18 protein-coding genes are annotated in these 23,626 nt (G+C 72.5%); 11 read left to right on the top strand and 7 right to left on the bottom strand.

Translation table 11 applies throughout. The annotated features are described in order from the left end of the window. Nucleotides 1-533: 533 nt before the first annotated feature. The 5 genes from HNR10_RS06890 to HNR10_RS06870 all read left to right on the top strand — a co-directional run bounded on the left by HNR10_RS06890 (nt 534) and on the right by HNR10_RS06870 (nt 8,778). On the top strand, nt 534-1,331 hold the full coding sequence (locus HNR10_RS06890) for a hydroxypyruvate isomerase family protein (protein ID WP_179821745.1): 798 nt from the start codon (nt 534-536) through the stop codon (nt 1,329-1,331). Between the two features lie 128 nt (nt 1,332-1,459). After that, the gene (locus tag HNR10_RS06885; RefSeq protein WP_179821744.1) at nt 1,460-2,347 is read left to right on the top strand and encodes a 2-hydroxy-3-oxopropionate reductase; all 888 of its coding nucleotides are present in this window, start codon (nt 1,460-1,462) and stop codon (nt 2,345-2,347) included. Nucleotides 2,348-2,508: 161 nt separating this feature from the next. Then, on the top strand, nt 2,509-4,224 hold the full coding sequence (gene gcl, locus HNR10_RS06880; protein ID WP_179821742.1) for a glyoxylate carboligase: 1,716 nt from the start codon (nt 2,509-2,511) through the stop codon (nt 4,222-4,224). A gap of 522 nt (nt 4,225-4,746) precedes the next feature. Beyond that, nucleotides 4,747-6,420 (top strand): 2-isopropylmalate synthase, encoded by a 1,674-nt coding sequence (gene leuA / locus HNR10_RS06875; RefSeq protein ID WP_179821740.1) that lies wholly within the window; start codon nt 4,747-4,749, stop codon nt 6,418-6,420. Between the two features lie 168 nt (nt 6,421-6,588). Further along, nucleotides 6,589-8,778: a TerD family protein gene (locus tag HNR10_RS06870; RefSeq protein WP_246406093.1), complete on the top strand. Its 2,190-nt coding sequence runs from the start codon at nt 6,589-6,591 to the stop codon at nt 8,776-8,778. Nucleotides 8,779-9,412: 634 nt separating this feature from the next. On the opposite strand, the gene HNR10_RS06865 is transcribed toward HNR10_RS06870, so the two are convergent. Further along, nucleotides 9,413-10,291 (bottom strand): CAP domain-containing protein, encoded by an 879-nt coding sequence (locus HNR10_RS06865; protein ID WP_179821736.1) that lies wholly within the window; start codon nt 10,289-10,291, stop codon nt 9,413-9,415. 222 nt (nt 10,292-10,513) lie between these two features. Here HNR10_RS06865 and recO point away from each other — a divergent pair, with 222 nt between their 5' ends. The 5 genes from recO to HNR10_RS06840 all read left to right on the top strand — a co-directional run bounded on the left by recO (nt 10,514) and on the right by HNR10_RS06840 (nt 14,344). Continuing rightward, nucleotides 10,514-11,245: a DNA repair protein RecO gene (gene recO, locus HNR10_RS06860; protein WP_053615021.1), complete on the top strand. Its 732-nt coding sequence runs from the start codon at nt 10,514-10,516 to the stop codon at nt 11,243-11,245. Next, on the top strand, nt 11,242-12,087 hold the full coding sequence (locus tag HNR10_RS06855; RefSeq protein WP_179821734.1) for an isoprenyl transferase: 846 nt from the start codon (nt 11,242-11,244) through the stop codon (nt 12,085-12,087). The genes recO and HNR10_RS06855 overlap by 4 nt, the downstream gene beginning before the upstream one ends. A 38-nt stretch (nt 12,088-12,125) precedes the next feature. Then, complete coding sequence (locus tag HNR10_RS06850) at nt 12,126-12,932, top strand: SGNH/GDSL hydrolase family protein (protein ID WP_179829581.1); 807 nt, start codon at nt 12,126-12,128, stop codon at nt 12,930-12,932. Nucleotides 12,933-13,081: 149 nt separating this feature from the next. After that, a complete protein-coding gene (locus tag HNR10_RS06845; protein WP_179821732.1) occupies nt 13,082-13,897 on the top strand; it encodes an SGNH/GDSL hydrolase family protein in 816 nt (271 codons plus the stop codon). Between the two features lie 93 nt (nt 13,898-13,990). Next, nucleotides 13,991-14,344, top strand: a complete 354-nt coding sequence (locus HNR10_RS06840; protein WP_179821730.1) for a VOC family protein — start codon at nt 13,991-13,993, stop codon at nt 14,342-14,344. Between the two features lie 277 nt (nt 14,345-14,621). Here HNR10_RS06840 and HNR10_RS06835 read toward each other — a convergent pair whose 3' ends face one another. From HNR10_RS06835 to HNR10_RS06820, 4 genes are all read right to left on the bottom strand, one after another. After that, on the bottom strand, nt 14,622-14,996 hold the full coding sequence (locus tag HNR10_RS06835) for a Fur family transcriptional regulator (protein WP_179821728.1): 375 nt from the start codon (nt 14,994-14,996) through the stop codon (nt 14,622-14,624). Nucleotides 14,997-15,000: 4 nt separating this feature from the next. Continuing rightward, on the bottom strand, nt 15,001-15,894 hold the full coding sequence (locus HNR10_RS06830) for a metal ABC transporter permease (RefSeq protein ID WP_179821726.1): 894 nt from the start codon (nt 15,892-15,894) through the stop codon (nt 15,001-15,003). Beyond that, complete coding sequence (locus tag HNR10_RS06825) at nt 15,887-16,744, bottom strand: metal ABC transporter ATP-binding protein (protein WP_179821724.1); 858 nt, start codon at nt 16,742-16,744, stop codon at nt 15,887-15,889. The genes HNR10_RS06830 and HNR10_RS06825 overlap by 8 nt, the downstream gene beginning before the upstream one ends. A gap of 72 nt (nt 16,745-16,816) precedes the next feature. Beyond that, nucleotides 16,817-17,185 carry a DUF6703 family protein gene (locus tag HNR10_RS06820; protein ID WP_179821722.1) on the bottom strand — a complete coding sequence of 123 codons (369 nt, stop codon included), beginning with the start codon at nt 17,183-17,185 and terminating at the stop codon, nt 16,817-16,819. A gap of 360 nt (nt 17,186-17,545) precedes the next feature. On the opposite strand from HNR10_RS06820, the gene HNR10_RS06815 reads away from it, so the two are divergent. Beyond that, nucleotides 17,546-21,229, top strand: coding sequence for a CDP-glycerol glycerophosphotransferase family protein (locus tag HNR10_RS06815; protein ID WP_179821721.1), 3,684 nt, complete (start codon nt 17,546-17,548; stop codon nt 21,227-21,229). A gap of 72 nt (nt 21,230-21,301) precedes the next feature. Here the strand turns inward: HNR10_RS06815 and HNR10_RS06810 are convergent, their stop codons facing one another. After that, nucleotides 21,302-22,927, bottom strand: coding sequence for an amidohydrolase (locus tag HNR10_RS06810; protein WP_179821719.1), 1,626 nt, complete (start codon nt 22,925-22,927; stop codon nt 21,302-21,304). A gap of 14 nt (nt 22,928-22,941) precedes the next feature. Then, complete coding sequence (locus HNR10_RS06805) at nt 22,942-23,619, bottom strand: TetR/AcrR family transcriptional regulator (RefSeq protein WP_179821717.1); 678 nt, start codon at nt 23,617-23,619, stop codon at nt 22,942-22,944. Nucleotides 23,620-23,626: the final 7 nt, after the last annotated feature.

Raw genomic sequence — 23,626 nt, 5'->3', positions numbered from 1 at the left:
GGTGTGACCTTGTCAACACTGGCTAGGGGGCATTGCGCAAAAACTCCGGCCTTCCTTCCGTGCAGTGAACTACCAGCGAAGTTGCCCCGGGGTCGGCGCGAGAACCCCCGAGGGGGCCGAACGGCACGGGCGGGGGTGCGGAGCGAGGGGCGCGCCGGTGCCTGCAGGAGGAGGTGAGCCGGAGCGAGGGACGAGCGCGGGCGTGGCCGACGACGAAGGACCCGGCGTGAGGCGCCCTGAGCGAAGCCCAGGAAGTGGAGCGAGGGGCGCGCCGGTGCCTGCAGGAGGAGGTGAGCCGGAGTGAGGGACGAGCGCGGGCGTGGCCGACGACGAAGGACCCGGCGTGAGGCGCCCTGAGCGAAGCCTGGAGAAGGTGTGCGGGCGTGTCGGTGGCGCCTGGTGGGAGTCGATCGTCGGATCTCGCCCCGTTTGGGGAGGTTGACAAGTCGGGGTGGCGCCCCGCACACTCTCATTATTCCTTCAAGTGAAAATCAGATTCCACAAAGCGGAATCAAAGGTGACGGAGGCAAGGCATGAGCCACGCTCTGGGCTACACGGTGAACTGCTCGCTGCTGTTCACCGAGCTCCCCCTGAACGAGCGCCCGCAGGCCGCACGGGACGCCGGGTTCCACGCCGTGGAGTTCTGGTGGCCGTTCGAGGAGGCCACCCCGCCCCAGGACGAGGTCGACGCGTTCGTCGCGGCCGTCGACGCCGCCGGGGTCCGGCTGAGCGGGCTCAACTTCTTCGCCGGTGCCCTGCCCGGCCCCGACCGCGGCGTGCTGTCCCAGCCCGCGCGCGGCGCCGAGTTCCTCGCCAACCTCGACGTGGTCGCCCGCATCGCCGAGCGCACCGGAACGACCGGATTCAACGCGCTCTACGGCCGCCGCCTGCCCGGCGTCGACCCCGCGGAGCAGGACCGACTCGCCCTGGAGAACACCGTCGCCGCCGCCGAGGCGGTCGCCAAGGTCGGCGGCACCGTTCTCATCGAGCCGATCAGCGGCGCCGACGACTACCCGCTCAAGACCGCCGCGGAGGGCCTGGCCTTCGTGGCGAAGGTGAAGGAGGCCGGGGCCGACAACGTCGCCCTCCTGGCCGACTTCTTCCACCTGGCGGTCAACGGAGACGACGTGGCCGCGGTGGTCCGCGCCCACGCCGCGGAGTTCGGCCACATCCAGATCGCCGACGCCCCCGGGCGCGGCGAGCCCGGGACCGGCGAGCTGCCCGTCCAGGAGCTGCTCGCCTCGGCCGAGGCGCACGGCTACCGCGGGCTGGTCGGTCTGGAGTACAAGCCCACCGTCCCGACCCACGAGAGCTTCGGCTGGCTCCAGTAGCCCGCCCGTCGCCCACCACCACTCGGGGGCCTTCGGCGGGGGAGTCTCCCTCAACGGACGGCCTCCGGCCGCAGAGCCACCCGCCCTCACCAGCACCGCACACCAGCACAGCCACGAAAGGGGCCACCATGCCCGCCACGAACGTCGCCTTCATCGGACTGGGGATCATGGGCCTGCCCATGGCCGCCAACCTCGTCCAGGCCGGCTACACCGTCACCGGCCACAACCTCACGCCCGACCGCGTCGACTCGCTCGTCCAGCAGGGCGGACGCCGCGGGGGCAGCATCGCCGGAGCCGTCGCCGACGCCGACATCGTCATCACGATGGTCCCGGACTCCCCGGACGTGAAGGAGGCCATGCTCGGTGAGGGCGGGGTCTTCGAGAGCGCCAAGCCCGGCACCCTCGTCATCGACATGAGCACCATCCGCCCGGACGTCTCCCGCGAGATCGCCCAGGCCGGCACCGAGCGCGGCTTCCGCGTCCTGGACGCGCCCGTCAGCGGTGGCGAGGCCGGCGCGATCGAGGCCAAGCTCTCGATCATGGTCGGCGGCGAGCAGGCCGACTTCGACGCGGCGCGCCCCGTCTTCGACGTCCTGGGCACCACGCCCGTACTGGTCGGTCCGCACGGCTCCGGCCAGACGGTCAAGGCCGCGAACCAGCTCATCGTCGCGGGCAACATCCAGCTCCTCGCCGAAGCCCTCGTCTTCCTCGAGGCGCACGGCGTGGACACCGAGGCGGGCCTGGAGGTCCTGGGCGGCGGCCTCGCCGGCAGCACCGTCCTCCAGCGCAAGGGCAAGGTCATGCGCGAGCGCGACTTCAAGCCGGGCTTCCGGATCGCCCTGCACGACAAGGACATGCGGATCGTGACCGACTCGGCCCGCGAGGCCGGCGTCGCGCTCCCCGTGGGCGCCACCGTGGCGCAGCTCGTGGGCGCGCTCAAGCTCCAGGGCGACGGGGGTCTCGACCACTCCGCGCTGCTGAAGACCGTCCTGCAACTGTCGGGTCGTGACGAGTAACCACCGCCACGAGTGGAATTCCCGTCGGCGGTACCGGCCGTCCGCCACCACGGCTGACGTGTGAACCGCGTGGCCGGCGGCGGCCTCGGGTGTTGGCCGCACCCTGGGTCCCGCCGACGGAAATCCGTTCAACCCCCCTAGCACTGAAGGGTTCGCTTCAAATGGTACAGATGCCCGCGATGAACGCCGTCGTCGAGGTTCTCAAAGACGAGGGCGTGGACACCGCCTTCGGCTGCCCCGGTGCGGCGATCCTGCCGCTCTACAAGGCCATGGAGGACGTCGGTGGGATCGAACACCTGACGGTCCGCCACGAGGAGGGCGCCACCCACATGGCGGACGGGTGGTCGCGCACCACCGGCAAGGTGGGTGTCGCCATCGGCACCTCCGGCCCCGCCGGCACCAACATGATCACCGGTCTGTACACGGCCATCGCCGACTCCGTGCCGATCGTGTGCATCACCGGCCAGCAGCGCACCGACCTGCTGGACAAGGAGGGCTTCCAGGCCGTCGACATCGTCGAGATCGCCAAGCCCGTCACCAAGTGGGCCGTGCAGATCAAGGAGGCCGCGACCGCCCCGTGGATCTTCCGCGAGGCGTTCCGGATCGCCCAGGAGGGACGCCCCGGCCCCGTGCTGGTGGACATCCCGGTCGACATCGCCCAACAGCTGATCGACTACGACCCCTCCATCGACGCCCCGCTCAAGATCAACACCGTCGAGCCCCACCTGCCGCGGGTCGAGCGCGCCCTGGACCTGCTGCTGGAGGCCGAGCGCCCGCTCATCCTCGCGGGCGGCGGCGTGATCCTGGCCGAGGCCTCCGACGAGCTGCGCGAGCTGGCCGCGTACCTGAACGTGCCGGTGCAGGTCACCCTGATGGGCAAGGGATCCTTCGACGAGGACTCCCCGCTCTACTCCGGCATGACCGGCGTGCAGACCTCACAGCGCTACGGCAACGCCTCGTTCCTCGAGTCGGACCTGGTCCTGGCCGTCGGCGCGCGGTTCGCCGACCGCCACACCGGGCAGATCGACGTCTACCGCGGCGACCGCACGTTCATCCACGTGGACATCGAGGCCACGCAGATCGGGCGGGTCTTCGAGCCCGACCTGGGCGTGGTCTCCGACGCCAAGCTGTTCCTGCGCGAACTGCTGGCCGCGGCCAAGCGCCGTGACGCCAAGGCGGCCGTGCAGCCGTGGATCGACCGGATCGCTCAGCTCAAGTCCGAGCTGACCCGGCGCGAGGACTTCGACACCGTCCCCGTCAAGGCGCCGCGCGTGTACAAGGAGATCAACGAGGTCTTCGACGAGGACACCTACTTCGTCACCGCGATCGGCCTCTACCAGATCTGGGGCGGGCAGCACCAGAAGGCCTACAAGCCGCGCCGCTACCAGATCTGCGGCCAGGCCGGGCCCCTGGGCTGGGAGATCCCCGCGGCCATCGGCGTCAAGAAGGCCCTCAAGGACACCGAGCCGGACGCGGAGGTCGTCGGCATCGTCGGCGACTACGGCTTCCAGTACATGGTGGAGGAGCTGGCGGTCGCCGCCCAGTACGACGTGCCCTACGTCATCATCATGCTCAACAACGAGTACCTGGGCCTGATCCGCCAGGCGTCCATCCCGTTCGACATGAACTACCAGGTGGACATCCACTACGACGAGTACGGCACGGACAACGTCAAGCTCATGGAGGCCTACGGCTGCTCCGGCCGCCGCGTCTTCGAGCCGTCCGAGATCCGCGAGTCGCTGGAGTGGGCCCGCAAGGAGGCGCGGGCGACCTCGCGGCCGGTCCTGGTCGAGATCATGATCGAGCGCGAGGCCAACACCCCGCACGGACCGGCGATCAACGCGGTCAAGGAGTTCGAGCCGGTTCCCGGCGCGTAACCATCCGCGGGCGGTCGGACAGCCACGCGACCGCCGCCACAGCCCGCCGCGGCCCGGACCTGCACCCCGGGCCGCGGCGACCAGGGCGTCTTCCGAGGAACACGCCCTACGCCCCCACGGGGGAGGAGGGGCGTCACGGTGACCACTTGGCCGGGCCACCGCGGCGCCCCTTCGCTGTTTCGCCGTGCGCGGGCGGACGTGCGCGGGCACAGCGGGAATAGAGGAGCGCCCGCCACCGTCGAACCAGGTGACGTCCCAGAGTGTGGACGTCGGGTACCAGGGTTTCGGATCCGTCTGCTAGCGTGAACCCCGTTATGCTGCGCGAGCTGCTCCTTCTTAGCGGCCGCGGCGGGGGTCGTTAAAAGGTCGGCTCCCTCGCCGCGGGGCTTCGGCTTGTCCTGGTCGACCTTTGACCACGCGAACTTTCACCGAGGAGCCACCGACATGGTGCCGCAGCAGAAGACCAGCCCGCCCGTCGCCCACCACCACCCTCATGGGACGCCTCCGGCGCAGCCTAGTCCTATGCCCTTCCACCGTTATGAGCCCTTCGCTCCGGTGGACCTGCCGGACCGCACCTGGCCGACGAAGACCATCACCGAAGCCCCCCGCTGGCTGTCCACGGACCTGCGCGACGGCAACCAGGCGCTGATCGAGCCGATGGACTCCGCGCGCAAGCACGAGATGTTCCAGCTGCTGGTGCGCATGGGCTACAAGGAGATCGAGGTCGGCTTCCCCTCCGCCAGCCAGACCGACTTCGATTTCGTACGGTCGCTGATCGAGGACGACCTGATCCCCGACGACGTCCAGATCTCGGTGCTGACCCAGGCCCGCGAGGACCTGATCGAGCGCACCGTGCAGAGCCTGGTCGGCGCCAAGCGCTCCACCGTGCACCTGTACAACGCGACCGCGCCCACCTTCCGCCGCGTCGTCTTCCGGGTCGACCGGGAGGCCTGCAAGAACATCGCCGTCGAGGGCACCCGCCACGTCATGCGGTTCGCCGAGCAGTACCTGGGCGAGACCGAGTACTTCGGCTACGAGTACTCGCCGGAGATCTTCGTCGACACCGAACTGGACTTCGCCCTGGAGGTCTGCGAGGCGGTCATGGACGTCTGGCAGCCGGGCCCGGGCCGCGAGATCATCCTGAACCTGCCCGCCACGGTCGAGCGCGCCACCCCCAACGTCTACGCCGACCAGATCGAGTGGATGAGCCGCAACCTGAGCCGCCGCGAGCACGTGGTCCTGTCCGTCCACCCGCACAACGACCGGGGCACGGGCGTGGCCTCGGCCGAGCTGGCGGTCATGGGCGGGGCCGACCGCGTCGAGGGCTGCCTGTTCGGGCACGGGGAGCGCACCGGCAACGTCTGCCTGGTCACCCTGGGCATGAACCTGTTCAGCCAGGGCGTGGACCCCAAGATCGACTTCTCCGACATCGACGAGATCCGGCGCACGGTCGAGCACTGCACCCAGCTGCCCGTCGCCCCGCGCCACCCCTACGGCGGCGACCTGGTCTACACGGCCTTCTCCGGCTCCCACCAGGACGCCATCAAGAAGGGCTTCACCGCGCTGGAGGAGACGGCCGAGGCCGCCGGGACCCCGGTCGACGAGTACGGCTGGGACGTGCCCTACCTGCCGATCGACCCCAAGGACGTCGGGCGCAACTACGAGGCGGTCATCCGCGTCAACAGCCAGTCCGGCAAGGGCGGCGTCTCCTACATCATGCAGCGCGACCACTCGCTGGACCTGCCGCGCCGCCTGCAGATCGAGTTCTCCCAGGTCATCCAGGGCTTCACCGACGCCGAGGGCGGCGAGTTCCCGGCCGGCCGCATCTGGGAGATCTTCTCCGACACCTACCTGTCGGAGCAGGGGCCGGTCGCGGTGCTGGCCCACCGCTCCACCACGGCCGAGGACGGCACGTACCGGATCGAGGCCGACGCCCGCGTCAACGGCGAGATCCGCGAGCTGACCGGTACCGGCAACGGGCCGATCTCCGCCTTCTGCGACGCGCTGACCGACGTCGACGTGAAGGTCCGGGTCATGGACTACGTGGAGCACTCCATGGGCGGTGACGGCGAGGCCCGCGCCGCCGCCTACGTGGAGGCCGAGATCGACGGCCGCGTGGTGTGGGGCGTGGGCATCCACAGCAGCATCACCACGGCCTCGCTGAAGGCGCTGTGCAGCGCCATCGGCCGCGCCTGAGCGTACACCGGCCCACCCGTGGGGCCCGCGACCGGCACCGGTCGCGGGCCCCACGGTCGTCATGCCCCAACCGACCGGGTCCCGTGGCCGGTATCAGGAGGCCGGCGGCCCCCGCACGGCCGGAAAAGGCGTGGCGGCCGGGCGTCGCGGGGTGCGACGATGCTGCGCATGCTGCACTCCGAGATCATCAAGCGGACCCTGCGCGTGCCGGAGCCGTCCGGCCGGCCCGGAGACGGAACCGCCACCGCACGCCGGTTCGACGCCGCCCTGCTCACCGTCGGCTACACCTGCTCCACGGACCTGCTGCGACACCTGGCCGCGCTCCGGCCCGAGGACGTCCTGGCGGCGGCCGAGCCGGTGCTCTCCGCGGTCCGCGAGGCGGTCGGCGACCACGTCGAACACAACGTGTACTTCACCGACTTCCCCGAGAACGTGCCGGACACGGCACAGTTCTGGCTGGAGTGCCTGGCCGGCGCCCTCGCGGACCCGGACACCAGGACGGAGAGCGTCCTCGGCGACGCCCTCCTCGCGGGCGGCCCCCTCGACCTGCTCGCACTGCCGGAGTACGGCCGCTACCAGCACGACTTCGACACCCTGCTGAGCCTGCGCGAACCCTTCGTCGCCGGAGCCAAGGACCGTGTCGGTGTCCTGCACCTCGGCCGCCCCCTGGCCGAGGAGACGCGGGCGCTGTACCTCGACCTGGCCGCGGGCCCGCTCCCGCTGGGCGAGGACGACCTCGTCCTGCTGGAGCTGCTGGCCGCCGAGTGCGTCGACGGCGAGCAGCCCGAGCGGATCCCGGTCCGCGAGAACCGGGCCGTGGTCAACCGCGCCCGGCTCGCCGAGGGCCGCGCCCCGCTCGTGGACACGGTCACCGACGTCCTGCGCCTGGCCTGCGCCCTCTCCGATGGCGACGTCACCCTCGACCGCCCCACGCGGTTCCGGTCCTTCCGCCGGAGCGAGCGCCGGGCCCTGATGGCCGCGCTGGAGGGCGTGGTCGGCGGCAGCCGCGCCAAGCTCGGCGACGTCGTCCGTCACCGGGAGCGCTTCAAGCGGCTGGGCGAGCGCCTGCACCCGCACGAGTACCCGGCGCTGGCCGACGCGCGCGAGGTGTTCGCCGTCGCGCGCGGCGAGACCCGGGTGCGCGGCTTCAACGCCCGGGTGGAGGCGGCCTTCGCCGACGGCGACACCGGCCGCGTGCTCGACCTGCTCGCGACCGCGCCCGGCACGCTCGTCCGCGGCGTGGACCGGATCCTGCGCCAGTGCTCCGAGGAGGAGGCGGCGCGGGTCGCGGCGACCGTGGACGCGCGCGCCGACCAGGTCGCCCCGCGCGTCCTGGTGTCGGCCCGCGAGCACCTGGCCGCCCGCCGGAGCGAGGGGATCGCGCGGATGTTCGTCAACCAGCGGTCCCGTGCGTGGGTCGTGCGGGACCGGAGGGACCCGCTGCCCGCCGGGCGCGTCGGCCCGGTGGTCACCGCCCTGGACGCGGCCATCGCCCGGCGCCTGCCCCGGTTCGACCGGGTGCTGGTGGACGAGGCCGTGCGCACCGTCGCGGTGCCCCGCTCGGGCAAGGGCGTGGCCGGCGGTGTGGGCGTGCTGCCGCGCGGGTCGGCCATGCCGGTGGACGGCGAGCGGCTCCGCTTCTTCGTCCACTGGCGCCAGGAGGCCCGGCGCACGGATCTGGACCTGTCCGTGCAGCTGCTGAACGCCGACTTCGCCGGGGCGGGCCAGGTGTCGTGGACCAACCTCAAGGGCGAGGGGATGGCGCACTCCGGCGACATCGTCGAGGCCGCCGAGGGCGCCACGGAGATGATCGACCTGGACCTCGCCAGGGTGGCGGGCGACGTGCACCACGTGGTGCCGCAGGTGCTGCTGTACTCCGGCGAGGGCTTCCTGGAGCTGGCGGAGAGCTTCTTCGGCTTCATGACCCGCGATGGGGAGCAGGACGGCATGCCGTTCGAACCGGGGACGGTGCGGGCCAAGTCCGATCTGCGGGGCGGGTCGCGGATCGCGCTTCCGCTGGTCTTCTCCCGTGTGGAGGGCGGGGGCTGGATCGCCCGGTGGCTGCACCTGTTCATGTCCGGCTCACCGGCCTTCAACCGGGTCGAGGACACGGGCGTGTCCACGGGCGTGCTGGCGCGGGCCCTGGTGGAGCGGGACCCCTTCACGGTCGGCGACCTGCTCGGGATGGCGGAGCGGGACGGAGCCCGGGTGGCGCCGTTCGACGCCGGGGAGCCGGTGGAGGAGGCGGTGCCCGAGGGGGAGCGCTGGGCCTACGTCGGCCTGGAGCGCCCGGACTCGCTGCCGGAGGGGACCGAGGTGTTCACCGCCAGGGAGCTGGGCGCGCTCCTGCCGGACTGACCGGACGGTTCCCGGTGACCGCGCAGGGGACCGTGCGGCGTCGGTCCGCTCCTCGCCGCCGGCGGTCCGTCACCTGCCGAGGAATCGGGTGGCGGGCCGCCCGGCGGCCCGCTAGTGTTCTGTGTGGCGAGGCCATGCGGCGGCTTCCTTCTCTCGCCCTCGGGGCACATTTTTCAGGTAAATGCCAAGAGCCGCCGCGCCCTCCTTGCCGTACACGCACGAGGCCATGCGACGGCTTCCTTCTGACGGCCCCCGGCCGTACACCATTGATCCCAGCCGCCGCGCCCTCCTCGGCGTACTCGCATGAGGCCATGCGAGGGCTTCCTTCTCACGCGGATCCGGTAGCCACGCGAGTGGGCCGGACAGAGCCCTCGCGCTTCCCTCACCGCGGGCACCCGGGCGGCCATGCGACGGCTTCCTTCTCGGGGTTCGACTCCCTCCTCTCACTGGTATCAGTCGTCGTGCTCCCCGCCCGGCCGCGGTACTCTGCGGGCGCGAGGCCATGCCGGGGCTTCCTTCTCCAGCCTCGTAGAGGCTTCGACTGCTAATCGAAATCAGTCCTGGCGCCCTCCTCGCACGCGCAAGGGCGGGCCGCACCCCTGTGGTGCGGCCCGCCCCTCGCGCTTCCGCGGTGCTACTCCCAGCCGAACATCTGCGTCCACGCGTTGCCGGACTCGCCGACGCCGATCGCGACCAGGTCGCAGTTGAGGATGTTGGCGCGGTGGCCCTCGCTGTTCATCCAGGCGTCCATCACCTGCTCGGCGTTGCGCTGCCCCTTGGCGACGTTCTCCGCGCCCCAGGCGTCGTACCCGTGCCGGGCCGCCCGGTCGCCGGGGCCCTCGCCGTCGGGGTTCTCGTGGGCCATGTAGCCGCGGGCGTCCATGTCCTCGCTGTGCTCCTGGGCGGCGGCGGTGAGCCGGTCGTCCACCCGCAGGGAGCCGCAGCCCGCGTCCGAGCGCTCGGAGTTGACGATCTCCACGACCCGGGCGACCTGCGAGCTCGCCGCGGCGACCGTGTCGCCGCCGCCGCTCCCGCTGCCCCCGCTGCCGTTTCCGCCGCCACTGCTGCCGCCGCTGCCTCCGCTGCTCCCGCCGGACTCGGCGCGCTCACCGTCGGTGTCCTCGGGACTCTCCTCGTCCTCGGGCGCGGCCGAGGCCGTGACCTCCGCGACGGGGTCCTCGGCCGTGGACGTGGACTCCCGGGGCGTGCCGGTGGGGTCCTCGAAGAAGTCCGATCCGTCGTCGGCGTCCGGCACCAGCGCCGCGTCGCCGGCCGTGTCGCCGGCATCACCCGCGACGCCGGACCCGGCGGGGGCCGCGGAACCGTCGGACGTGGTGGCGAACGGGTTCAGCCGGTCGGCCGGGTCGGTCACCAGGAGCGCTCCGGCCAGGACGGCCCCCACCGGGACCGCGACGACACCCGCCGCCAGGGGCAGGAGGCGGCGCCGCCCCTCCCGGCCCGAGGGGCGTTCGTGAGCGCTCTTCCTGCGCTTGCCTCTGCGGCCACGCGCCATGTCGCTCTACCTCCGTGGGGATGGATGACTTTCGGGCGATCCCAATGTGGGGTTTCGTCCCCTGCTCGGGGTCGATCGGAGCGCCCTAGCGCGTGAGAGTAGAGCAATTATGTTGAAAAGGGAATCCAAATCGTAACAAAGCAGGTCACGGCAGCGGTGCTCCGGCGCCGCGGGGCTGTGGACGACGCCCGGGTGGTCGGTGGCATCCGCGACAATGAAGGGGTGAGTCTCTACCGCGACGAGGGCGTCGTCCTGCGCACCCAGAAACTGGGTGAGGCCGACCGCATCGTCACCCTGCTGACCCGACGCACCGGACTGGTCCGGGCCGTCGGCAAGGGCGTGCGCCGTACCAAGTCGCGGTTCGGCGCCCGTCTGGAACCCTGCACCCACGTGGACGTCCAGCTCCACACCGGCAGGACCCTGGACATCATCACCCAGGCCGAGACGCTGCGCCCCTACGGGGAGTCGGTGGTCTCCGACTACTCCCGGTACACCGCCGCCACCGCCATGCTGGAGACCGCGGAGAAGATCGTGGCCGTGGAGAAGGACCCGGCGCTGCGCCAGTTCCTCCTCCTCATCGGCGCGCTGCGCACCCTGGGGGAGGGGTCGCACGACTCCCGCCTCGTCCTCGACGCCTACCTGCTCCGCTCGCTGGCCGTGGCCGGGTACACCCCCGCCCTGGGGGAGTGCGCGCGCTGCGGCAGCCGGGGGGAGCACCGCGCGTTCGCGGTGCACGCCGGCGGTATGGTCTGCTCGGTGTGCCGTCCGCACGGCTCCGTGCACCCGTCCCCCGAGACGCCGCGACTGATGTCGGCGCTGCTCGGAGGGGACTGGGAGAGCGCGGACGCCAGTCAGGACCGGCATCGCTCCGAGTGCAGTGGGTTGGTCGCGGCCTATCTACAGTGGCACCTGGAGAACGGAATCCGATCACTGCGCCACGTGGAGCGTTCTTGAGCCTGTTCAACTTCGACGCCGACAAGCGGCGGCAGTACGCCGCGCCCGTCCCGCACCCCAGCGGGGCGCGACCGCCGGAGCTGCCCGCCGACCTCGTGCCCCGGCACGTGGCCGTGGTCATGGACGGCAACGGCCGCTGGGCCAAGGAACGCGGGCTGCCGCGCACCGAGGGCCACAAGGCGGGGGAGTCCTCCCTCTTCGACGTGATCGAGGGCGCCCTGGAGATGGGCATCCCCAACCTGTCGGCGTACGCCTTCTCCACGGAGAACTGGAAGCGCTCGCCCGACGAGGTGCGCTTCCTCATGGGGTTCAACCGCGACACCATCCGCAACCGCCGCGACGAGCTGCACGCCCGCGGCGTGCGCATCAAGTGGGCCGGGCGCGCCGGGATGCTGTGGAAGAGCGTCATCAAGGAACTCCAGGAGGCCGAGGAGCTGTCCAAGGACAACACCCGGATGACCCTGCAGTTCTGCGTGAACTACGGCGGACGCGCGGAGATCGCCGACGCCGCCCGTGAACTGGCGCGCCAGGCCGCGGCGGGGCGTATCTCCCCGGAGAAGATCACCGAGGACGCCATCGCCCGCCACATGTACGTGCCGGACATGCCGGACGTGGACCTCTTCGTGCGCTCCTCGGGCGAGCAGCGCACGTCCAACTTCCTGCTCTGGCAGTCCGCCTACGCCGAGTTCGTGTTCCTCGACGCCCTCTGGCCCGACTTCGACCGCCGCGACCTGTGGCGGGCCTGTGAGATCTACGCCAGCCGGGACCGCCGCTACGGCGGCGCCGTGCCCAATCCGGTGGGGAACCCTGTGGGCGAGTCCGTTTCGGAAGAGGAGAAGTGACGGTGGGAACCGAGAGCGCCGGGCCGCTGCGCCCGGGAATGTCGCTGGTGTCGGTGGGGGACAGCTTCACCGAGGGCGTGGGCGACCCCTACCCCGCGACCGTGCCCGGGGCCGTCCCGGGCGCCGGCGTGGACGCGGCGGAGACCGTGGTCTTCCGCGGCTGGGCCGACCGCCTCGCCGAGCACCTGGCCGACCACCTCGGCGAGATCCGCTACGCCAACCTGGCCGTGCGCGGCAAGCTCATGCGCCAGATCGTCACCGACCAGGTCCCGGCCGCCCTGGAGATGGCCCCTGACCTGGTCACCCTGTGCGCGGGCGGCAACGATCTGCTGCGCCCGGCCGGCGACCCGGAGCGGATGGCGAAGGTCCTGGACCGCACGGTGGCCCGCCTGCGCGCCCAGGGCAGCCAGGTCGTGCTCTTCACCGGGGTCAACGTCTCCACCGGCTACATGCGCGGCACCATCGGCCTGTTCGCCCGCTACTACATGAACGTGCGCGCCATCGCCGACAAGTACGACTGCTTCCTCGTCGACCAGTGGTCGATGGGCGTCCTCACCGATTCCCGTGCCTGGGACGACGACCGGCTGCACATGTCGCCGGAGGGCCACCGCCGGCTGGCGCTGCGCGTCGCCGAGGTGCTGGGCGTGCCCACCGCCGAGCGCTGGGACGCGCCCTGGCCGGAGACGGCGCCGGTGAGCTGGACCCAGGCGCGCCGGGAGGACCTGACGTGGGTCCGCGAGTCCCTCGGGCCGTGGATCGGACGCCGTCTGACCGGTCGCTCCTCCGGTGACACGGTTACCGCCAAGCGCCCGGAGCTCACCCCGCTCACCAAGGACCGGAGCTGATCGGCGCGTCCGGTCACCGGAGCCTCCGCACCGGCGTGCGGGTCGCGGCGGCCCGCACACCGGTGCGACTGTGATGTCCCGCCCAAAAGGGCGGAAACCGTCAACCTACTGTCGCGTAACCCGACGTCGAGGTTGCATCATCGTGCACTATGAGCGGCTTGCACAGTGATCTGACGCAGAAGGACATCGTGTCCTACGTCGCCCTCGGGGACAGCTTCACCGAGGGTATGAGCGATCCCTACCCCGACAGCGACAGCGTCCCCAACGGCCGCTACCGGGGTTGGGCGGACCGGGTCGCCGAACACCTGGCGCGGCACGTCGGCGAGGTGCGCTACGCCAACCTCGCCGTACGCGGCAGGCTCGCCGGCCAGATCATGACCGAGCAGGTGCCCCGGGCGGTCGAGCTCGCCCCGGACCTGATCACCCTGTGTGCGGGCGGCAACGACATCATCCGTCCCGGCGGCGACCCGGACGCCACCGCCCAGATCCTCGAGGCCGGGGTCGCCCGGCTCAGCGGTACCGGCGCCCGGCTCGTGCTCTTCACCGGCTTCGACACCGGCTCCCTGTCGGTCATGCGCCACCTGCGCGGCAAGGTGTCCACGTACAACATGCACCTGCGCGCCATCGCGGACCGGTACGACTGCGACGTCGTGGACATGTGGAGCATGCGGGTGCTCGCCGACCCGCGCGCGTGGAGCTGGGACCGGCTGCACTTCTCGACCGAGGGGCACCGCCGGATCGCGCTGCGCGTGTGCGAGGTCCTGGGCGTGCCCGTCGACGAGGACTGGGGTGCTCCCTGGCCGCCGACCGAGCCGCGCGACTGGCGGTCGGCCCGGCAGGAGGACCTGCACTGGGCCCGTGAGTATCTGGTGCCGTGGATCGGCCGACGCCTCACCGGACGCTCCTCGGGCGACGGGCTGAGCGCCAAGCGCCCCAACCTGGAGCCCTGCTCGCCCTGCGAGTGATCCGCCGGTGAGCGGCGCGTGCCGTGCCGCGGGACGCGCCCCGCGCGGTAGCAGGATGGTCCCGACGGCACCGCACGACACCGGGAGAACGCCTTGGGACGCCTCGTCCACGCCGAGATCACCGTCGACGACCTCGACCGCGCCGCCCGCTTCTACGCGAGCGCCTTCGACTGGACGAGCGCGCCCTCGCCGTTCGTCGACGGCTACCGCACGGTCGACACGGGTCCGGGTGAGGGGATCGACTGCGCGCTGATGAGTCGCGCGCACCAGAGCCAGGCCGCCGTGGTGTGGCTGGAGGTCGAGGACATGGACGCGGCGCTGGAACGCGTCGCCGCCGCGGGCGGAACGGCCGACCACCCCGTCCACGACCTGCCCGGCCGGGGCCGGGTGGCCTACGTCAACGACAGCGAGGGCAACCTGCTCGGCCTCAAGGAGCCGCCGCGCTAGCCGGGCCGCAGGGGGGTTCGCGAGGGGCGCGCCAGTGTTCTGCAGGCCGAGGGCGTAGCCGAACCGAGCTTGCGAGGGCCAGCACGAACGAGGCCGAAGAACACTGGCCTCCCGGCGCCCAGCGTCCGAGCCTGCGAGGGCGCCGGAGAGCGCAGCGAGGGCGCGTCTTCCGGGCGCACGAGCACGGGCCAAAGCAGGAAGGACTGCGCCGCAGGCGTCCGTTGAGGGTGGTGGCGGGCGACGGCGTGGGCACGAGCGGCGGCCCCAAAAGAGCAGGTCAGGACGAGCAGCGCGGGCAGGTGCCGAACACCTCGACGGTGTGCGTCACGTCGGTGAACCCGTGCTTGGCGCCGGTCTCGGCCGCCCAGGACTCGACCGTGGGGCCCTCGATCTCCACCGCGGTGCCGCACACCCGGCACACCAGGTGGTGGTGATGGGTCTCCGTTCCGCAGGCGCGGTAGACGGCCTCGCCGTCGTCGTTGCGCAGGACGTCGATCTCGCCGGAGTCGCTCAGCGCCTGCAGGGCGCGGTAGACCGTGGTCAGGCCGATCTTGGAACCATCGGCCCGCAGGTCCGCGTACAGGTCCTGGGCGCTGCGGAAACCGGAGGACTCGGACAGTGTCTGGCGAACGGCCTCGCGTCGTGTACTCATGGTGTCATCCTCCCCGCGCGGTCTGGGGCATCGTATCGGTCTCGAGCGGCCCTTCCGGTCGCCGGGGGGCTGCGGTCCGGCGCCGTCCCCGTCGGCGGGCGAACCCAGCGGCGGCGACGGCCACGCAGAACACGGCCAGCGCGATCAGCACGATCGTCGCTCCCGGTGCCAGGTCGGAGTAGAAGGCCGTGGACAGCCCGCCCACCGAAGCGACGAGGCCGATGGCCACGGCCAGGCCCATCGTCACCCGGAAACTCCTGGTCAGCTGTTGTGCGGCGGCCACGGGCACGATCATCAGCGCGCTGACCATCAGCAGGCCCACCACCCGCATCGCGATGACGACGGTCAGCGCGGCGGTGACCGCCAGCAGGATGCTCAGGAAGCGCACCGGCAGTCCGTGCGCGCGGGCGACGTCCTCGTCCTGGCACAGGACGAAGAGCTGGCGGCCGAACACCGCCACCACCGCGACCACGGCGGCGGCCAGCACGGCCACCACCCAGATGTCCTGCTCCTCCACGGTGCTCACCGAACCGAACAGGTAGGCGGTCAGCGTGGCGTTGCTGGCACCGGGGGTGAGCCCGATGAGCAGGACGCCGCCGGCGATGCCGCCGTAGAACAGCAGCGCCAGGGCGACCTCTCCGCTGGCGCGGGTGCGCACCCGCACCGCCTCCATGAGGATGGCGCCCAGGGTGGCCACCACGGCGGCGGTCAGGACCGGGGAGGTGCTGGTCAGCAGGCCCAGAGCCACGCCGGTCAGGGCGACGTGGCCGATGCCGTCGCCCAGCAGCGCCAGGCGGCGCTGGACGAGGAAGGTGCCGATGATCGGGGTGACGAGCCCGACCAGTACGGCGGCGAGCAGGGCGCGGCGCATGAACTCGTACTGGAGCAGTTCAGTCACGGCCGGGCACCTCGAGTCGGATCAGGTCCGCGGCCGCGGGCTCCGTGCCGGCCGCCCGCGGGTCGGGGTCGTTGGGGTCGGGGTGGGGGTGCTGGTGCTCGTGCCCGGGGCGTGCGCACTCGCCGGTGGCGGCGGGCGCGCGGCGGCCGTCGTGCCCGATCCGGCCGCCGTCCAGGACGACGGCCCGCTCGATCACGTCCTCCAGCGGGCCCAGCTCGTGCAGGACCAGGACGACCGTGGCCCCTGTGCCGCGCAGGTGGTCGATGGTGCGTGCCAGTTCCCGCTGGTTCTCGGCGTCGACACCGGCCATGGGCTCGTCCATGACGAAGGTGTCGGGGCGCCCGGCGAGCGCACGGGCGATGAGTACGCGCTGCTGTTGGCCGCCGGAGAGCTCGCGGACGGAGTCGCGCGCCCGGTCGGTCAGCCCGACGGTCTCCAGCGCCTCGTCGATGGCGGCCCGGTCGGCGCGGGTGGGCAGGGACAGCAGGCGGCGCGCGGCGACCTGGCCCGAGGCGACGATCTCGCGGACCGTGGCCGGGACCGCGCCTCCGGCGGTGAGGCGCTGGGGTACGTAGCCGATGCGGCGCCAGTCGCGGAAGCGCCGCAGCGGCGTCCCGTGGACCAGGATCCGCCCGGCGGAGAGCGGAGCGATGCCGAGCATCGCGCGCATGAGCGTGGACTTGCCCGACCCGTTGGGGCCCATGACGGCGATCGTCTGTCCCGCGGGGATGTCGAGGTCCACGCCGTCGAGCACCGGCGTGCCGTCGTAGCCCACGACGGCGTCGGTGATCCGGAAGGCGGGCGGTGCGTCGGGATCGCCGGCCGCGGTCCCCGTGAACTGGTCAGACACCTGCTCAGTATGCCGAAAACGAAAATGATTGTCAAAACGCGACGAACGGCTCGCCACCCGCCGCGCCGGACCTCAGAACCCCAGGAAGCGCGCGACCGTCAGCACCAGCACGACCACCACCATGATCACGCGCGGCACCCGCTGCCGGCGGTCCAGCGAGGGCCAGGTCAGGAACGCCAGCCAGGAGAAGAACACCGCGACCACGAGCAGGCACAGCCCGCCCACCAGTCCCGGTGCCATCAGGCCCGCGATGAACAGGGCGCCCAGCACCAGAGGCGGCAGCCATCGCGGCAGCTGGTGCAGCCACACGAGGGGAACGGCGCTGCGCCGTTCCACGGCCGCGCGCAGCGGGCCGGCACCGGGGGTGTAGAACTCGTCGCCGTCGGGGAGGGGGCGGCCGGGGACGGGCCGCTGTTCATCGCCGTGTTCGGGAGGGGCCATGCCGTCCGTTCCGCAGTCCGCCACCGTCGAGGCGTCGTCCGCACCGCGGTGCGCGACCCGCCTCCGGGCCCGTGATCGGTTGTCCGGCGGTGTCTCTCCCGGGCGTGGCCGGGGGAGGGGGAGCCGCCGTGTGTTCCCGTGACATTTTAGGAGTGCGGGACGCTCCGGGGACACCCGTCGGCGCGCAATCCTGGACCGGTTCGCGTCAGCGGGCCGGCACTCTCACCAGGTAGGTACCCCTCGCGGCCCACGGTGGGTCAGGGATCCTCTACATTCGGTGGGTACCCCACTGACAACGCGGACCGCGTCGTGTCCGCACGTTGCCCGTAGCGACGGACCCTTCGGAGGGTGTCTTCTTCCGTGCCCGAACCCACAGTCATCGTGACGTTCGACGTCACCGAGCCCCATCTGCAGTACTGCCTCGACTCCCTGGCGCGCCAGCGTGACGGGGGCGGCGACACCGCGCCCGACCCGGTGCCGGGATTCGAGGTCGTCCTCGTCCCGGTCCGTGCCGCGGCCGGCGCCGACTCCCGCACCGGCCCCTCCGAGGCCTCCTCCGACGACCACTCGGCCGACCACTCCGGGGACGACGACGGCGCGGAGGAGGGCGAGGCCGCCGAACGGGCCGAGGACAGCGACCACGGCGACGAGACCGTCGAGGACACCCGTGAGGACGCCCTGGCCGTCGCCGCCGCCTTCGCCGCCGCTCCGCCGTCCGGACTGGCCGTCGTGCTCGCCGACACCGATCCCGCGCCGGACCGCCCCTCGGCGCGCGTGCGCGGTGCCGCCGCGGCCTCGGGCACCCACCTGCTCTTCCTCGACGGCGGTGACGCGCTGACCGGGTACGCGGTGTCCTACCTGGTCGACAGCGCCGCGGACACCCGCTCGGACCTGGTCGTGGGCAACGTCCACCGCTTCAGCGAGCTCGGCGCGCACCCGTCGTCCTTCCACCGCAAGCTCTGCGGCAAGCACCGCATGGCGGAGGACCCCCGCGCCATCCCCGCACTGGCGTCGGACTCCGCTCTGGGCAACAAGCTCTGGCTCCGGGAGTTCTGGAACTCGCTGACCGACCACGGACTCGCCCCCGAGGACGCCGATCTCGGCCTGCGACGCGCCGCCCTGGCGGCCGCCGCCGTCGACGTCCTGCCGGCGCCCGTGCTGCTCAAGCGCCAGCGCGAGTCCGACCCCGTCCCCCTGGGACGGGAGGCCCTCACCCGCCGCCTCCGGGCCATGGGCGTCCTGGCCGCGAGCCTGAGCACCGCCGACCGGCGGCTCTGGGACCGCCCCCTCCTCCAGGGCGAGCTCCGCCGGCTGCTGCTGCGCCTCGACGACGCCGACGAGGAGGTCCGCGAGCTCGTCCTGGACCTGCTCAACGCCTACCTGGACCACGTGTCCCCGCGCCTGCTGCGCGGCCTGGGCGTCCTGGACCGCCTCCTGTACCACCTCGTGCGCAAGCGGCGCGTGGACGACCTCCTGGAGGTGGCGACCTTCGCCAAGAGCGTCGAGATCAAGAAGGCGAACGTGGTCCGGCGCGGCCTCGGCTACTACATCCGCTACCCCTTCTTCGACGCCACCGACCCCGCCAAGGCCGTGCCGCGCGAGGTCTACCGCCTCGACGACGAGCTCAGGGTCCGCCAGAAGACCGAGGACGTCCACTGGAAGGACGGCCGCCTGCACATCAGCGGCCGCGTCGGCATCCGGCACCTGCGCGCCCGCAAGCGCTGGCAGCAGCACGTGGTCGCGTTCGCCGTCAATACCTCCACCCGCCGCCGGGTCAGACTCCCCGTGCACACGCGCCTGGCCGCCGAGTACCGCCTCCCCGACCTGGTGGACGCCGCCCGCCACGACTACGGCGGGTTCACGGTCATCCTCGACCCCCGCCGCCTGCGTTCGGGCGGGCGCTGGGAGCCCGGCGACTGGAAGGTCGAGCTGGTGGTGGTCAACCGCGGCCTGGCCCGCCGCAGGATCATCGGCAACCCGGTCGCCGGACCGCCGGAGCGGCCCGGGTACCAGCAGGTGGACGAGGACCTGTGGATCCGGCCCCGCTGGAACCGGGACCGCCACCTGGTCGTCGGCGTCGAGCCCTCCCGCGCACGGATCACCGAGCACCGCTACGACGCCCGCACGGGGGAGCTCGAACTGGAGGGCGAACTGGTGTCGGCGCCCGCGGCCCGGGCCACCGAGCTGCGCCTGACCCGTCGGCCCGGCACCGCGGTGCTGCACTACCCGCTGACGGTGCACGGCGGGCGGATCAGCGCCCGCGTGCGCGCGGCCGATCTGCTCGACCGCAGCGTCTCCGAGTGCGGCGGCGTCGTCCGCCAGGAGGTGTGGGACGCCCGTCTGGTCACACCCGACCAGGAGAGCGTCGCGCCGGTCCTGCCGGACACCGTCCACGGCGGCACCTACGCCGCCGAGGGCTCCCACCGGGAGCTGGCCGTGCAGCGCACGCCGACCGGCCACCTCGCCCTGCGCGCGGGACACGCGCGCCCGGTGGTCGACCAGGCCGTCTGGGAGGGGCGCCGGCTTGTGCTCAGCGGCGACTTCACCGCCGAGGCCGAGCTGCGGCTCGTGGTCAGGGCCCAGGGACGCGACGAGGAGCACCGGCTGGAGGTGGAGCGTTCCGGAAGCCGCTTCACCGCCGAGTTCGCGCCCGCCGACGTCCCCACCCTGTCCGGTGAGCTCTCCCTGGCCGCGGGCGGCTACCAGCTGTGGGGGCGGGTGCTCGACTCCGACGGAGCGGGCTCCACCGACGTGGGCGTGGAGTTCGCCGAGGACCTGATCGCCCACCTGCCGCTGGCGCTGCAGACCTCCGAGCGCACCTACACGCTCTCCTACAAGGGTCACGGCCTGCCGATCCTGCGGGTCGGGACCGACCTGCACCCGGCCGAGCGCGGCGCCTTCGCCCAGCGCGAGCTGCGCGAGACCTTCTACCCGGCCCAGCGGCTGGAGCCGGTCGTGGACGGCGTCCTGTTCGACACCTACACCGGCCGCCAGTACTCCGACAGTCCGCAGAGCATCTACGCCGAGCTGCGCGGGCGCGAGCGCTGGGCCGACTACCCGATGTCCTGGCTGGTCGCCGACGGGCAGGTTCGCCCGCCCGCGGACCTGTCCCCCGTGCGCCACCGGGGCCGCGAGTACTACGAGGCCCTGGCCCGAAGCCGCTACCTGGTGACCAACTCGCGCCAGCCGGTGTGGTTCGACCGCCGTCCCGACCAGGTGGTCGTGCAGACCTGGCACGGGTCGATGCTCAAGCGGATCGGCTTCGACATCGAGAACATCCGGGGCAAGTCGCGCGATTACTTCGACATGCTCGCGTGGGAGACCCGGCAGTGGGACTACCTCGTCTCGCCGAGCCCCTGGGCCACGCCCATCCTGCGCAGCGCCTTCCGCTTCGAGGGCGAGATCCTGGAGACCGGCTACCCGCGCAACGACATCTTCTTCTCGCCCGACACGGAGGCCGTCGCCGAGCGCACGCGGCGCCGCCTCGGCCTGCCCGAGGGCAAGAAGGTCGTGCTCTACGCGCCCACCTGGCGCGACGACAAGTACTACACGCGCGGCAAGCACAAGCTGGACCTGCACCTGGACCTGCAGCGGATGTACGAGAAGCTGGGCGACGACCACGTCCTGCTGGTCCGCCGCCACCCCAGGGTCGTGGACAGCGTCCCGATCGTGGGGAAGGACTTCGTCCACGACGTGTCCCTCTACCCGGAGATCATGGAGCTGTTCCTGGTCACCGACGTCCTCATCACCGACTACTCGTCGATGATGTTCGACTTCGCCAACACCGGCCGGCCCATGCTGTTCTTCACCTACGACCTGGAGAGCTACCGGGACAACCTGCGCGGGTTCTACTTCGACTTCGAGGAGACCGCGCCGGGACCGCTGCTGACCCGCTCCGACGACGTCATCGGCGCCCTGCAGGACATCGACCGCGTCGCCGAGGAGCACCAGGGCACCTACCGGGCGTTCGTCGACCAGTTCTGCCCCCTGGACGACGGCCACGCCGCGGAGCGCGTCGTGGACCGGGTCTTCGGCAAGGACTGACCGCGGCCCGCAGCCGACACCGCACACGCGCGACGCCCCGGAGGTGCTGCCTCCGGGGCGTCGCGCGTGTGGCTAGGACAGGCCGGGGTGGCGGTGGGTGGTGCGGCCGTCGACCACGGTCATGAGGACCGGAACGTCGGCCAGTTCCTCGGCGGGGGTGGTCAGGGGGTCGTCCGCCAGCACGGTGAGGTCGGCGCGGTGGCCCACGAGCAGCCGCCCGACCCGGTCCTCCTCGCCCGTGGCGAGGGCGGGGTTGACGGTCATGCCCAGGAGGGCCCGCCGCGCGGTCAGTGCCTGCTCCGGTCCGTGCGGCGGCCGGGTGAGGTCGCGGCTGGGGCGCCGGTGGCGGGCCCCGGCGAGCACACCGAGCGGCGCGTAGGGGGCGATGGGCCAGTCCGACCCGAGCACGACGGTGGCGCCCGCGTCCCACAGGTCGCGGCAGCGCCAGGCGCGTGCGGCGCGTTCCTCGCCCAGGCGGCGGGACCAGTTGTCGGTGTGGTCGGCGCGCGTGTAGTCGGTGCAGTGCGTGGGCTGCATGGAGGCGGTCACGCCCACCTCGGCGAAGCGGGAGAGCGTGTCGTCGGGGACGGTCTCGATGTGCTCGACGCGGTGCCGCACGCCGGACCCGTCCCGCGCGATCGCCTTCTCCACCGAGTCCAGCACGTGCCGTACGGCCGCGTCGCCGATGGCGTGCGTGGCGGTGGGGACGCCGGCCCGGTGCAGGCGGGCGACGGCCCGGGTGTAGGCCTCGGGGTCGGGCCAGAACGGGCGGGTGGACTCGCCGTGCAGGTCGGGGTGCTCCAGCCAGGCGGTGCCGTTGTCGACGGTGCCGTCCATGAACAGCTTGACCCCGGCCGTGCGCCAGAGCCGTCCGCCGGTGCCCTGCCGCTCGATCAGCTCGCCCAGGCCGTCCTCGCCGGTCTCCGGGCGGCACCAGGGGAGGACGCGCAGTCGCAGCGGCAGCTCCCCGGCGGCGTCGAGGTCGGCGTAGAGGGCGAGACTGTCGCCGTTGGCGTCCATGACGTGCCCGCCGGTGAGCCCGGCCGCGGCCATCGCCCGCAGCGAGGCGGCCAGGCGGTCGCGCCGCTCGGCGAAACCGGGCCGTGGGGCCGCGCGCTCGACGGCCTCGCAGGCCGCGTCCTCCACCAGCAGCCCGGTCGGGTGCCCCTGGTCGTCACAGACGATCTCGGAGGCCTGCTCGAAGTCGCGCGGGCCGTCGACGCCCGCGATCTCCAGCGCGCGGGCGCTGGCGATCGCCGAGTGCGCGTCGAAGAGCAGCAGGAAGGCGGGGATCCCGTCGAGGACCTGCTCGAAGGGGGCGTTGGAGAGGGGCAGGTCGCCGAACGCGTTCGGGTCCAGGCCCCAGGCGTGCAGCCAGGCACCGGGGGCCAGAGGCCGGGCCGCGCCGGCCAGGGCGGCGCGCACGTCGTCGAGGTCGGCACAGCGGGACAGGTCCAGTCCGTGGCCGAGCTCGGCGCCCGTCACCGGGTGGAGGTGGCCGTCGACCAGGCCGGGGGTGACCGCGGCGCCCTTGAGGTCGACGACCGTGGTGGCGGCGCCGGCGAGGGCGCGCATGCTCCGGTCGTCGCCCAGGGCGCGGATCCGTCCGTCCTCGACGGCCAGGGCGGTGTGTTCGAGCGGTCCGCCGGAGACCGGGTCGACCAGGCGGGCGGACAGCAGGACGAGGTCGGTGGGCACGGGGACTCCTCGGGTCAGGGGCGGGTGGCTGGTCGGTCGGCGCCGGCGCGCCGGAGTTCCTGCGCCCGGCGCAGCAGGGCGCCGCGCTCCAGGCCGAGCCCGTCCTCGGCGGTGGTGACGGCCATGTGCCGCACCGCGTCGGGCCGGTCGCCGGAGTCGGTGTTGGCGTGCGCGCCGAGGCCGTCGACGACGACCAGGATCCGGATCGCGGTCACGCGGGGATCGTCGGTGCGGAACACGCCGCCCTCGGCACCGGCCCGCAGCAGCTCGGTCAGGCGGTCGCGCCAGCGGGACTCCTGGTGTTCGACCCGGGCGCGCAGGACGGGGCGGTAGCGGCTGAGGTGGCGGGCGTTGATCCAGAGCCGGCTGATGTCGTCGTAGCCCGGGCCCATGGCCAGGGCGAAGAACCGCGCGAGGTGGTGCCCGGGGTCGGCGCGGGAGCGCTCGGCCGGGATGAGCGCGTCCAGCTCGCGCTCGGCCGCGCTGCCGAAGGCCTCGGCGACCAGGTCCTCGACCGCGGGGAAGTAGTGGCTCACGAGTCCGGGCCGCACACCGAGGTCCTCGCCGATCCGGCGCAGGGTGATGGCCTCCAGGCCCTCGGTCAGTGCGACGAAGGCCGCGGCTTCGACGATTTCGGCGCGTCGGTCGGCCGGAGACTTCCGAACGCGTTTCCTTGGGGCGCTTGACGGCATGGTGTCG

The organism is Nocardiopsis aegyptia (genome assembly GCF_013410755.1).
Lineage (GTDB): Bacteria > Actinomycetota > Actinomycetes > Streptosporangiales > Streptosporangiaceae > Nocardiopsis > Nocardiopsis aegyptia.
This window is presented reverse-complemented; position numbering and strand designations above follow the sequence as displayed.